We start from the raw sequence: 12,999 nt of genomic DNA on the forward strand, positions 1-12,999 counted from the left end.
CAGTATTACATTTAGCCAATTCACGTAGGACAAAAAACGGTACTGGTACTACGCTCATCAGCAAAACATAAATAAGTAACCTTGATTTGATTACAAGGCTTAAATCCTTGATAACACGTTAGCTCAATGGTTGGGGTGTTGATTTTGAACCCAATTTTTACCCTGGCTGGAGCATCTTCAACTTAGGAGTAGACAAAGGTTTTATAAATAAACTATAAACTTCCGGTAAATTCAATCGATAAATTCATAAAGTTTTCTTGTAAACCAGACGCTGATTAGTTTTTATCTAGATTAGTTATTAATTTACTGATTCATAAACCTTCTGTAAATGGGTTGTGAATCTTCCATAAATGCTCTTACAACTTGTAAATTTACTGAATATACTGAACATGTGAACCCTAGAACAGTTGATTTACAGTTATGTGTCTTTGCCTACGTCTCACTAGCATTGCAACTTTGCTAATTGGTTTACAGCTATTCGCTCCTAAGCTAATTGATGCTCAAGGAGAGCTTAGTTCTTTAACTTCGAGTTCATCGAATTCATCAGTTGTCGCTTCTTATGGAAGCACATTACAAGCATTGAAGCGAGCTAATCTCTCCAGTTTGAATGGAGAATTTAACCCACCCGATAATGGTGGACCAGACAATACTAGAGGTTCTGGAACTCGTTAAAAACAAAATTGTTTTTTAGTGGAACAAAACAGTGAGTACATACGTCAAGACTCTGTTTCCTCCAATAGTTCTCCAAACACGAACTACCTTTTTAGGATTAGGGTTAGATTACTTGCTGATTGTCTGTCTAATCATTAAATTCCTATTGGTGACGATTTCCACCACTGCTTCTTTTGCACCAATGTATGGACTTGCCAGTTGGGATCGGGTTGTGGATAGTCCAGTCGGTAATGTCCACCTCGGCTTTCTGTACGAAAAGCAGCGCTTTTAAGAATTAAGCACGCCACGTCGAGTAAATTATAAGTTTCTCCCCAAAGTCGCAGTTGTCGGTCAGCATCCGGTAAGTCAAATCTGACCGTATCGACAGGGGTTAAATTTAGTAAGTATTGGCTTAAGGGAAGAGCAGCAAATTCCTGTCTTCGGGAATCTAAGGTTGCGATCGCATTCTCCAAGACATCCTGTTGCCGACAAATCCCCGCACTTTGCCACATGAGTTGTCGTAACTCGAAGCGCAGGGCAGTCATTCTATCCATTTGAGTTGCCCAGTCTTGCACTGCCAAACTGGGAACCGGGGATGGGGAATGGGGAAGGGAGGATTCCTGATTCGTTATTGATAATTCATCAGGAGTGATTCTTGCTAGCTGGGCACCGAAGACGATGCATTCTAGCAATGAATTGCTGGCAAGACGATTTGCACCATGAACACCTGTGCTTGCGGTTTCCCCAACAGCATATAAACCAGGAATTGAGGTACGGTTCATCAAATCCGTTGTAATCCCACCCATCCAGTAGTGAGCGGCAGGTGCAACGGGAATCGGTTCATTGAAAATATCAACTCCCCACTGCTGACAGACTTGGATAATGTTGGGAAATCGGTAGCGAATTGTCTCAGCAGGAATTGATTGTAAGTCTAGATAGACACATTGAGGAGTAGGGAGTACAGAGGAGGACAAGGGAGCTTTTTCTTTCGTATCGGCAGTCTCTTCTTTTGCAGTCTCAGCTTGACGTTGCAAATGACTAAAGATTGCCCGACTGACAATATCTCTTGGCGCAAGTTCTCCATCTGGGTGGTAATCAAAGGTAAATCGGTGTCCTTGTGCATCGACTAAGTGAGCGCCTTCTCCTCGCACCGCTTCACTAATCAGAAAGCGTGGGGCACCGGGTTTGGTTAAAGCTGTGGGATGAAACTGGACAAATTCTAAATCTTGTAGGATAGCTCCGGCTCGCCATGCGATCGCAACTCCATCTCCTGTACTTACTTCTGGGTTAGTGGTTTGAGCAAATACCTGTCCCCCTCCACCTGTTGCAAGTACTACTGCCCCAGCTCGTACCCAACTAACTTGACCGTTGTAGATTAGGCTTATCCCTTGACAACGACCCGTTTCGGAATTTAGCCACAACGATACTGCAAAGGCTTGCTGTAAAACCGTGATGTTTTGGCGTTGCAACACCTGAGACGTGAGCGTGCTAACGACCTTTCGGCCTGTGGTATCAGCCGCATGTAGTACACGAGGACGAGAGTGAGCCGCTTCTAGTGTCAAAGCCAACTGATTTTCCTTGCGGTCAAAGGCAACACCCATGTCTACTAATGACTGAATGCACTCTGGGGCATATTCGACCAGAAACTTCACAGCATCTAAGTCACAAAGACCAGCACCCGCCCGTATCGTATCCTCAACATGCAATGCTAGTGAGTCAGTGGGGTCAATAACAGCCGCAATACCCCCTTGTGCCCAATCACTCGCACCTGTCGATAAAGTGTCTTTCGTAATTAAACCAACCTGCAACGTATCTGGCAAACAAAGCGCTGCATAAAGCCCAGCCGCACCAGCACCCACTACCAGGATGTCAAACTGGGTAGGACTATCTAGCTCAAGGGAAGAATCGGACGGGAGCAGAGTCAACGTTGATATAGTTCCTGATAAGGATTTAATAAATTTTAATAAATAAAACCCACTCCTTGATGGGGTGGGTTGGGTAATAACTTGTCAACTTTTAGCGTTTTTTAAGTGGCTATGTCTGCAAGGGTTCTAGCTTTAGACTGCCGTTCTGTAGTCCGTTGCTCTTGAACACTAACAAACAAGCTTTAGAAAGAACAGTGCCAAGTTAAATGCCTAGGCGTTTAATAGATGCCGTTGTTGTAGCGATCGCCACCTTCTACAAACGTTGTATCAACCTTCGTGATCGCAAAATTCTCAAGGTTGGCTTGCAGTAGTTCTTTTTGGCGAGTGCTTAATCCTGGGATTTCCAGAACATCCTCAACTGACTTGTAGGGAGCATTGTCCACAACTTTGCTAGCGAGGGTGGGGTACATCCCAGGATACTTACGAAAGGCTCGAACATTGGTGTTGTTCAAGTCAATTTTCTTGCCAAATTCAGTAGCCAGCTTGTCATCAGCCGTGTTACGCAGATTCAGCTCAGCGACCAAAATTGGCAATGATGGCGAAGTAACATTACTTAAAGAAGCTCCATACACCAAAGGTGTCGGCGAAGCCAAGGCACTTTGAGACATTCCAAACCATCCTAGACAGCCTACTAACAGGCACAAGACTGATAGGAGACGAACAAACTTTTTCATCAACTTAACTCCTTACCTACACAACGCAGCCTGAAGAGAGAGGTGCCTCTCTTCGATTAGTTTAATTTTTGTTTTCTATCATCTCATTTTATGGAATATGGCGTAAAACCCATAGCGATTCAGTGGCTATATCCACCCTCACGCAACAGGATTCATTTTACGCGACTACTCGCCAAACCATTTAGTTACTGGCAAAGCCTTGGAAGCGAGTCAAATTCCTACTTTGAGCGGATTTCACCGTAGTTTGATTTTACCAAACCGGAAGGGGGCTTTTTTTGCCAGTTTATTAATTTCTGTATAAAAATCTACCGTTTGGCTGTGTGAACAACCAGATGATGTCCGGCTTAATAGGAGTTATTAGCAGAGAATCGAGGGGAATATGGCAACTGATAGCAGTGGGCAGTTGGTAATTATTGGTGGTGCGGAAGACAAGGAAGGAGATTGCACAATTCTTCGAGAGTTTGTTCGACGTTCCGGAGGACTACAAGCCCGAATCGTTGTAATGACAGTCGCAACCGAACTACCGAGGGAAGTGGGAGATAACTACACTCGCGTGTTTGAGCGGCTGGGAGTTGAGAATGTTCGGATTGTTGATACCGTTTATCGGGAAGATGCCACTGATGCCAGTGCTTTGGAAGCAATAGAAAAAGCAACAGGTGTCTTTTTTACAGGTGGTGATCAAGCTCGCATCACTAGTGTTCTCAAAGATACGGAGATTGATCAAGCTCTACACAAACGGTTTTCTGAAGGCATCGTAATTGGCGGTACCAGTGCAGGTGCAGCGATGATGCCCGATATGATGATTGTTGAAGGAGACGGTGAAACCAATCCTCGTGTAGAAATCGTGACAATGGAGCCTGGAATGGCTTTTCTACCGGGTGTGGTAATCGATCAACATTTCGCACAGCGTGGACGGATAGGACGTTTACTCTCAGCCGTGGCACAGCAGCCAGTAGTTTTAGGATTTGGTATTGACGAGAATACAGCGATTGTCGTGAACAACAATCAGCTTGAAGTGATTGGAGAAGGTGCTGTTACTGTTATTGATGTCTCAGATATTACACATACTAATCTTGGGCAGATTTTGAAAGATGAGGACTTGGCACTTTGCGGCGTTAAGCTTCATATCCTTCCCCATGGCTATCGATTTGATTTAAGCACTCGCAAACCGATTCTTGAAGACGACGCTGCTAATACAAATCAAACGCAGAATGCATCCGAGCAGATGCCATTAGTAGAATCCGCTAGTTAAGGTCTAGTTCCCTCATACTAGTGATTTAGCGTCCGGAAGAATAAAAAGGCACGACTTACGCACTTCAATACTCTAAAGGGCTTGGCAATGCCAAGCCCTTTAGCTTGAAATTAGGTTTGTTCAGAATAGGCGATCGCATTCTTAATTCACAAACGCACCAACCTCAATCAATAGACTGTAGGTGATGGACACGACAACTCAATCTGACCCATCGCCCAATCCGTAATTAAATTTTGTTACGATTAACTCGGATATTAAGCAATCTGCGACTCTAGCTTCGTATATCGCTATCATCTCCCCTACACCTGTCCTGGAGACTTTTGATGCTGCGACTCGAACATATCAGTAAAATTTACCCGACTGGCGAAGTTCTTAAGGATGTCAACTGGGAAGTCAAACCAGGCGATCGCATTGGTCTTGTTGGGGTCAATGGTGCAGGCAAATCCACGCAACTCAAAATTATTGCGGGGGAGATTGAACCGACGGCTGGGGAGGTGATTCGTCCTGGGAGTTTGCACATCGCCTACCTCACTCAAGAATTTGAAGTCGATCCCACCCGTACCGTTAGGGAAGAATTTTGGACAGTCTTTAAAGAAGCTAACCAAGTGCAGCACTCACTAGCGCAGGTGCAGCGAGACATGGAAACGGCTGATCCAGAAAAACTCGACCAACTCATTCACAAGCTAGACCGCTTGCAGCGACAGTTTGAGGGCTTGGACGGCTATGGTTTAGAGTCGCAAATCGAGAAAATCTTACCCGAAATGGGATTTGAGGCAGAAGATGGCGATCGCCTTGTGAGTGCCTTTAGTGGTGGCTGGCAGATGCGGATGAGTTTAGGCAAAATCCTGCTGCAAAAACCCGATTTGTTACTGCTGGACGAGCCAACTAACCATTTAGATTTAGAAACGATCGAATGGCTAGAAACTTACCTCAAAGGGTTAAAAACCCCGATGGTCATCGTCTCGCATGACCGGGAGTTTCTTGACCGTCTCTGCACTCAGATTGTAGAAACTGAACGTGGTGTCTCTAGTACTTACTTAGGTAACTACTCCGCCTATCTGCAACAAAAAGCGGAAGCGCAGGAAGCACAATTAAGTGCTTATGAACGTCAGCAGAAAGAACTGGACAAGCAACAAGCGTTTGTTGAGCGATTTCGAGCCAGTGCCACCCGTAGTACCCAAGCCAAAAGCCGTGAGAAGCAATTAGACAAAATTGAACGAATCGAAGCGCCAACAGGTGGATTAAGAACCCTCCATTTCCGCTTCCCTCCCGCGCCTCGTAGCGGTCGTGAGGTGGTGGTAATTAAAGATTTAGTGCATACCTACGGGGAGAAGATTCTGTTTTTAGGAGCAGATTTGCTGATTGAACGAGGCGATCGCATTGCCTTCCTAGGCCCCAATGGTGCTGGAAAATCCACCCTACTCCACTTAATGATGGGTATGGAGCAACCTACCGAAGGCACTGTCGAATTGGGACACCATCAAGTCATCCCTGGCTACTTCGAGCAGAATCAGGCAGAAGCCCTAGATTTGAGCCGAACAGTCATGCAAACGATCCATGATGAAGTACCCGACTGGAAAAACGAAGAAGTCCGCACTTTACTAGGACGTTTCCTATTTAGCGGCGAGACTGTATTTAAAAAAGTTGAGTCCCTAAGTGGTGGTGAAAAAGCGCGTCTAGCTCTAGCTAAGATGCTCTTACGTCCTGCCAATTTACTTATCTTGGATGAGCCGACCAATCATTTGGATATTCCAGCTAAAGAAATGCTGGAAGAAGCAATCCAGAACTATGATGGCACGGTAATCATTGTCTCCCACGATCGCTATTTCATCTCCCAGGTTGCCAACAAAATTGTTGAAATCCGAGATGGAGAATTTCGCACCTATTTGGGAGATTACCATTACTACCTAGATAAGATTGCCGAGGAGAAAGAGCAAGCAAGACAAGAAGCGATCGCAGCCGATAAAGCCGCCAAGAAAGCTGCAAAAGCCGCCAAGAAATCTGCCGCCAAACGTCAATAAACAATTAGCGTTCTCCTGTGCTGACCGTTATAGTCGTAGAGACGTTCCGGCGAAACGTCTCTACAAGTTTTATTGGTAGCTAACCCAGTAGTATCACATATCCCACTCTGCTTTAAGTGCATCGATTTTAGAACTCTTTACACTCAACCGCTTGCATTCATCTAGAAAGTCCATAACCTGATCTTCATTAAGCGTCAGCCCCCCATCCTGGATGTTACTGATATAAGTAATTATGTCTGAAGTTGTCAGCTCAGAAGTCATCTCTTCCAGCAATATTGCATTTCTAACCTCCCTACACACCAGTTGAATGTCAGACGAGGTGAATCTTGAACTTTTCTCTGCCAAGATATCGAAGTTAACAAGCTTCAGATTGATGTTGCTAAATTGTGATAGGTAGTATTCAAACAAGTCTTTTCTTTCCGCTTGATTGGGTGGAAAGACAGGAATCTTCCAGTCCAATCGTCCAGAACGTTTCAAAGCACTGTCTATCCCGCTTAGATAATTGGTAGCTGCAATCACAACAACATCGCTATCTCCGATATTATTCAGCTCAATCAAAAGTTGATTGATTGTTGCTTTTTGATCAGTATGTGCGTGCATCTCACTACGACTGAAACCAATACTGTCTAGCTCATCAATGAACAGGACAGAAGGAGCCTTCTTTTTGGCTTGCGCGAAGATATCTCTGATGTTTTTCTGGCTCTGACCAATCCACACGCTTTGAATATCAGCAGGGGAAAAGTTGAAGAAGTATCTCCCAGACTCATTAGCAAACGCCTTTGCCAACAGAGTTTTGCCACATCCAGGAAGCCCGAAGAATAAGATGCCTCCAATTCCACTTTTTAGACCTTTAGACTGAAGCTTTAAGAGCTTGCTCAGCTTCTCTTTTTCTTCCTTCAACCCCTTAACATGGCTAAAATTAGGCTGGGTTGGCTCGATAACAGGTGGAGATGGTGGAGGTAATGAAGGAATGTATTTAAAAGAAGGGTACTCAATAGCTTTGAATGATACTGCGATTAACTGGTGGTTTTCATAGTCTGGGGTCATTATTAAGAGTTGGAAAGAGCCGCCAAACTCTTGATTCAATTGCTGTTCCAGGATTTCTTTTATCTTTTTGAGTTGGTAGTAGTTGCGAGCAATCTCAAATCCAGGAAGTACCAACCATACACTCTCAAGTTGATCAGGCCACCCTGCTGATTTTTTCAAAATCCTGTTAATTAGATCAAAGAAAACATTCTCGCCAGCAAATCCTTTGCCTTTTAACGTCTCCACCTCAACAATAACTCTGTTCTCAACATAAACATCCGGTCGTCTTCTTATATCATCCTCCTGACTTACTGATACTTCTTCGTTTTCCGCCTGTTCAGAAGTAATTTGAACTTCACACCAGATATGTGATAAGTCATATCCCAAGATCTCAAGAGTACGAATAGCGAAGTACTTGAGATAGATATGCTCGTCACTTTCGTGTCCCCAGGTTAGGATACCGAAATATTCAGGCTTCATCCTAAGGAGCAACTGTGCTTCAGCTTGAACCTGAGCTTTTTGAAGTTCCAAGAAGTAGTTCAGTAGCGATATATTATCTTCCTCAAAGTCATACTTCGGAACTTCCATAAGCAGACGGAAGTGGGCAAAGATGTCTTCTAGTTCCTGAATTAACCGCTCGTTTGGGTACTTGCATCTGAGAGTAAAGGTAAAAGGAATTTGGCTCGCAACCCTGTCTACGAGGTGCCCAAATAGGTCATCTCTTTGCTGCGCTCTAATCTCAAACTCTGGCGGACAGTGAAATAGGATGAAGAACTGCTTAGGGTTATACTTATTTGTATATAGCGAGAGCTGCTCAAACTTCTCATCAAACTTTTCCGAGTCCAGTAGCTCGAAGCCAGTCGTACCGAGAATTGCATTGCTCATTGTTGATCGAGCAAAGTGGAAAATAATTGAGTCAAATAGTAAACTTTGCAAGTCAAGGCGACTGGTGGTATCTGACTGTATGGTTGTGTCAAATGAAAGGTTAGAGGTTTTAAGATCTGCTCTTATGCTTCTGTACTGATATTTCCTGAGCAGTTCATAGGTCAGGATTTTTACCACAATGTCGGAGAAAAAGTCTTCTTCGAGTGGTACAAGGAAAATTCCAACGGGTTGGTTTGAGTCTAGACATGCCTGGAATCGCTCATATTCCTGCTCAGAACCAAAATCAAACAGGTAGTAGAAGAAATCATGCTTAACCTGAATTGGTTCCAGTGGCTTCACTTCCGATAGATCGGGCAGGTTTACTCTGTCCGTTTGAGACGTAGAGGCTCCCTTGATAGAGATGGATACTCTAGCATCCAATGGCAAATAGATATCAAACACAGGCGTTGCACAAAGCCCCACAGTATCAAGGGCGGCATTAAAATCATCCACGAATGCCTGACTTCTGCGGAGGTAGCCGAACTGCTTCAGGATAGTCTTAACCCGCAAACTCTTCCGGTCTCTGCCAGTACTCTCTAACTCATCTTTAATAGAGTTTAGGTATGCTATGTATGCCATGTCTGACTCCCCCTTCTGCTGAATTCTTGTTGACGAGTTCTCGCTTGTAACTATACTCAAGGGTTCCCGAAGCCTCCGGATGAGTAACAGTTCGACCCAAAACTACAGAGACTGCCACCACTAGTAAATTAAGAGATGCTCTTGACTGCCTCTAGCAGAAAAAAACTACTTATGAGAAGTCAGGAGAAAGGCAACGAATAAAAGTGCGATCGCCTTCAGCACAAAATATTCTGTGCAATATATTCCCTATAATTACTGCGGCTGAAGAATAAAAGAGTTGATGAAGTTATTTCAGCCTCCCAATCTCATTAATTGAGGATATTGTCAATAACTAGCGAGTGAAGCTCAGGAGCATAATGGCGCACAACCCTATGGAACCTGAAATGCAGGCTATCTGTTCTCTCTAAAGTTAGAAACTCAAAGTAAAAGCAAATTCAGCAGTGAATATCGGCTCTGATGGGATATCATTGCGGTGAAATTCATCTATGAGTAAAGGGCAATACTATGGCGCAAGCACCTGTCTCTCCCGTGGTGCTAGTCATCTTAGACGGCTGGGGCTACCGCGAGGCAACTGAAGGAAATGCCCTTGCCGCCGCCAATACACCCGTAATGGACAGCCTTTGGGCTGCCTACCCTAGTACCTTGATTCGGACTTCTGGGAAAGACGTGGGGCTACCAGAAGGTCAAATGGGTAACTCAGAAGTGGGTCACCTAAACATTGGCGCTGGGCGCGTGGTACCACAAGAACTAGTTCGCATTTCTGATGCTGTGGAAGACGGCACGTTGAGAGAAAACACTGCCTTGGTGCAAGTATGTCAGGACGTTCGGAGCCGAGGTAGTAAGCTTCACCTAGTAGGCTTATGTTCTGAAGGTGGGGTGCATTCTCATCTCGATCATCTGCTTGGCTTACTAGATTTTGCTAAGTCTCAAGAACTGTCGGATGTCTGTATTCACGCGATTACAGATGGTCGTGATACTCGACCGACTGATGGCGTTGCGGCGATTCAAAAGATTCAGGATCACATTGATAAGATTGGTGTTGGGCGCATTGTCACCCTCAGTGGTCGCTACTATGCGATGGATCGAGATAAACGCTGGGATCGCGTCAAGCAAGCCTATGATGTCATGACCCAGGATGGTTCTGGGGACGGTCGTTCAGTCATTGAGGTCTTAAAGGCAGCCTATGAGTCAGATATCACAGACGAGTTTGTCCAGCCAACACGAATTGCTCCTGGGGCTTTAGAACCGGGAGATGGTGTCATCTTCTTTAACTTCCGTCCCGATCGCGCACGACAGTTAACACAAGCTTTGGTTGACCCAGCGTTTAATGGTTTTGATCGGGTTCAAATTCAACCTCTAACGTTTGCAACCTTTACTCAGTACGAACCATCATTCCCTGTCTTAGTAGCGTTTGAGCCTCAGAACTTGGATAACATTCTGGGGGAAGTGATTGCGAGGAACGGTTTACTCCAATTTCGTACCGCTGAAACTGAGAAATACGCCCACGTTACCTACTTTTTCAATGGTGGCTTAGAATTGCCCTTTGATGGCGAAGATCGGGAACTCGTTCAAAGTCCAATGGTACCGACTTATGATCGGGCACCTGCCATGTCAGCCGTAGCAGTGACAGATGTAGTCATTGCCGCCATTGAAAAACGCATTTACTCCCTGATTGTGATCAATTACGCCAACACAGATATGGTGGGTCACACGGGTAACATGGAGGCTTGTGTTCAAGCTGTTGAAACTGTAGATCGATGTCTGGGACGGCTAATCGAAAGCATTAACAAAGCTGGTGGTACGGCTTTGATTACGGCTGACCATGGCAATGCTGAATATATGTTCGATGAGGAAGGTCGCCCTTGGACAGCTCACACAACTAATCCTGTACCTTTTATTTTGGTGGAAGGGGAAGGATTGAAAATCCCGGGACATGGTACGGATGTTGTTCTACGCAGCGACGGATGTCTGGCGGATCTCGCACCGACGATTCTAGAAATCTTAAGACTGTCGCAGCCAATCGAGATGACTGGGCGATCGCTTCTTCAACCCACTGAGTTTGAAGTCCGGGCGAATCGAACACCCGTGCGCGTCTCTCTCTAACGAAAGGGAGTGGTTAGCTGCTAGCATTTAGCTATTATCGAGATTTTCACTTTTGGACTAGGCACACCTTTCGTGTCATTTCACGAGTGAATTAAGCTAAACGCTACTTGTTAACCACTCTTAAATTTTCCCTCAGAGTTTTCGTCATGACGATTGATAACGTTCTAAAAATTGTTTGGGCAGTGTCTGCCTTGGGTTTGGTTATTTTGGTATTGCTGCATAGTCCTAAGGGCGATGGAATTGGGGGGATCGGTGGACAGGCGCAACTGTTTACAAGTACGAAAAGTGCAGAAACAGCCCTGAACCGAGTTACCTGGGCGCTTGCTGTTATTTTTATGGGATTGACGGTAGTTTTGAGCGCGGGATGGTTGAATCAGTAGCAAGGTTAGAGCTTTGAGTTGAGTAACCTCTAATACCTACATCCCAAATACAGTCGTAGCAACGGGAATACAGGTAGGGGACAACGCTTGAGGAGAAGAGAACGTACTGCATTGAAGCTGAGGTGTCGCCAGAAAAGCAACTGGAGATGCCTCATTTTGCTTGGAATGGCGATCGCTTCCACTGTGTTGGTCATTTTTACTTCGTTACAAGTGGATGCTCAATTGCAAACCCCTGGATTTATCCCTGAGGGTAATCTGACATCCAAAATTGCACATCCCAAATCAAATGACATCCTAGTAGCTGCTGAGTTATCCTCGTCTTCTTTACCAGTTCCTCAGGCTCACCCTTTACCTTCAACACTAGTGCAGTGGCAAGATACTACTGGTGCAGGTGACTACTTTTCTGATGTCAAGCTGACTCCAGTAGGCTATTTGGTTTGGTTTCGGTTTCCCGTCAAGGTTTATGTGGCGCGACCACTAGACCAAGCTGAAGCATCCCCCAGTATCCAAAGGTTCGAGAATTGGGTTGAGGCAGTATTACAGGCTGTACAGGAATGGGGTGTCTATTTGCCTTTAGAAGTGATTGCCCAACCAGAGGGGGCGGATATTTCAATTTTGCGATCGCGTCCTCCTCTACAAGCCTCTTTAAACCGCGAAACTGGACAATTTAATCTGCCTCGCGCTCGTTCTGCTGAAACTACCTACGAGTTTTACCTTTGTGCAGCCATGGATACAAACCCAGAAGCTGACACAGGAGAACTTCAGGGAACCGCTTCGCGTCAAATACCCCAACTGAATGCAACTCAGTCTGAACCAGTTTTATCCCAACGATTTACCATCCAACTCAGTCCTGACCAGACTGTTGAATATACCCTTGCAACTGCCCGTCACGAACTCGGTCATGCCTTGGGCATCTGGGGACATAGCCCGTCAGAAACCGACACGATGTACTTTTCTCAAGTACGCAATCCGCCCCAGATTTCTGTTAGGGACATCAATACGCTTAAGCGAATTTACGAACAACCAACCCGCTTAGGCTGGTCTTTGGTATCTCAGCCTAGTAGAGAAGAGTAAGAATTACTAGTCTTGGTAAAATTGTTTCTCAAGCTGGGATAATTTCTCATCAATTTCAAAGTGGTTGAACTGGTGCCAGGAATTCGCGATCGCTAAAATTTGCCCAATGACCGAATGTGCCTCCTGAGAATAAGAAACATCTGTTCTTCCCCAAGTGCCTTGGTCAATAGCGGTACATTCAATAACACCAAGGCTTTGCTCTAGTTCCTTCCTAGCATCTTGGAGTAACTGACCTAGCCTTTTAGCATTTCGTTTTTGCGCTTTGGCTTGTTGACGTGTAAGTAACATATTGATTTTTTTACCTCAACTGCTCATACTTCAACAGTAGAAAGCTCTGATCAGGGAAAAGAATGCAATGTGCAACTTTTTGAAATGATAGTTTGCTTCAGA

Annotated in this window: 11 protein-coding genes; 6 read left to right on the forward strand and 5 right to left on the reverse strand. The window is 45.0% G+C overall.

Annotated features, from left to right (window positions below; genetic code table 11):
- Positions 1–420 precede the first annotated feature (420 nt).
- Complete coding sequence (locus tag H6F98_RS23170; protein ID WP_192221073.1) at positions 421–672, forward strand: hypothetical protein; 252 nt, start codon at positions 421–423, stop codon at positions 670–672.
- A 134-nt stretch (positions 673–806) separates the two neighbouring features.
- Here H6F98_RS23170 and nadB read toward each other — a convergent pair whose 3' ends face one another.
- Entirely contained in the window at positions 807–2,576 is a 1,770-nt protein-coding gene (gene nadB, locus H6F98_RS23175; protein ID WP_192221074.1) for an L-aspartate oxidase, read from the reverse strand.
- Between the two features lie 218 nt (positions 2,577–2,794).
- Positions 2,795–3,250 (reverse strand): photosystem II complex extrinsic protein PsbU, encoded by a 456-nt coding sequence (psbU, locus tag H6F98_RS23180; RefSeq protein ID WP_192221075.1) that lies wholly within the window; start codon positions 3,248–3,250, stop codon positions 2,795–2,797.
- Positions 3,251–3,629: 379 nt separating this feature from the next.
- On the opposite strand from psbU, the gene H6F98_RS23185 reads away from it, so the two are divergent.
- The gene (locus tag H6F98_RS23185) at positions 3,630–4,502 is read left to right on the forward strand and encodes a cyanophycinase (protein ID WP_192221076.1); all 873 of its coding nucleotides are present in this window, start codon (positions 3,630–3,632) and stop codon (positions 4,500–4,502) included.
- A gap of 323 nt (positions 4,503–4,825) precedes the next feature.
- A complete protein-coding gene (locus H6F98_RS23190) occupies positions 4,826–6,523 on the forward strand; it encodes an ABC-F family ATP-binding cassette domain-containing protein (RefSeq protein WP_192221077.1) in 1,698 nt (565 codons plus the stop codon).
- A 93-nt stretch (positions 6,524–6,616) separates the two neighbouring features.
- Here H6F98_RS23190 and H6F98_RS23195 read toward each other — a convergent pair whose 3' ends face one another.
- Entirely contained in the window at positions 6,617–9,052 is a 2,436-nt protein-coding gene (locus tag H6F98_RS23195; protein ID WP_192221078.1) for an ATP-binding protein, read from the reverse strand.
- 504 nt (positions 9,053–9,556) lie between these two features.
- Between H6F98_RS23195 and gpmI the strand changes: the two genes are divergently transcribed.
- A complete protein-coding gene (gpmI, locus tag H6F98_RS23200) occupies positions 9,557–11,155 on the forward strand; it encodes a 2,3-bisphosphoglycerate-independent phosphoglycerate mutase (protein WP_192221079.1) in 1,599 nt (532 codons plus the stop codon).
- 146 nt (positions 11,156–11,301) lie between these two features.
- Positions 11,302–11,535, forward strand: coding sequence for a preprotein translocase subunit SecG (gene secG / locus H6F98_RS23205; RefSeq protein ID WP_192221080.1), 234 nt, complete (start codon positions 11,302–11,304; stop codon positions 11,533–11,535).
- Positions 11,536–11,564: 29 nt separating this feature from the next.
- Here secG and H6F98_RS33695 read toward each other — a convergent pair whose 3' ends face one another.
- Positions 11,565–11,729 carry a hypothetical protein gene (locus H6F98_RS33695; protein WP_242058679.1) on the reverse strand — a complete coding sequence of 55 codons (165 nt, stop codon included), beginning with the start codon at positions 11,727–11,729 and terminating at the stop codon, positions 11,565–11,567.
- Positions 11,730–11,745: 16 nt separating this feature from the next.
- Here H6F98_RS33695 and H6F98_RS23210 point away from each other — a divergent pair, with 16 nt between their 5' ends.
- Positions 11,746–12,609 (forward strand): peptidase, encoded by an 864-nt coding sequence (locus tag H6F98_RS23210; RefSeq protein ID WP_313929927.1) that lies wholly within the window; start codon positions 11,746–11,748, stop codon positions 12,607–12,609.
- A gap of 6 nt (positions 12,610–12,615) precedes the next feature.
- Here H6F98_RS23210 and H6F98_RS23215 read toward each other — a convergent pair whose 3' ends face one another.
- Positions 12,616–12,897, reverse strand: coding sequence for a hypothetical protein (locus H6F98_RS23215; RefSeq protein WP_192221081.1), 282 nt, complete (start codon positions 12,895–12,897; stop codon positions 12,616–12,618).
- Positions 12,898–12,999: the final 102 nt, after the last annotated feature.

This window comes from Microcoleus sp. FACHB-SPT15 (genome assembly GCF_014849525.1).
Taxonomy (GTDB): Bacteria; Cyanobacteriota; Cyanobacteriia; order Cyanobacteriales; family Coleofasciculaceae; genus Symplocastrum; species Symplocastrum torsivum.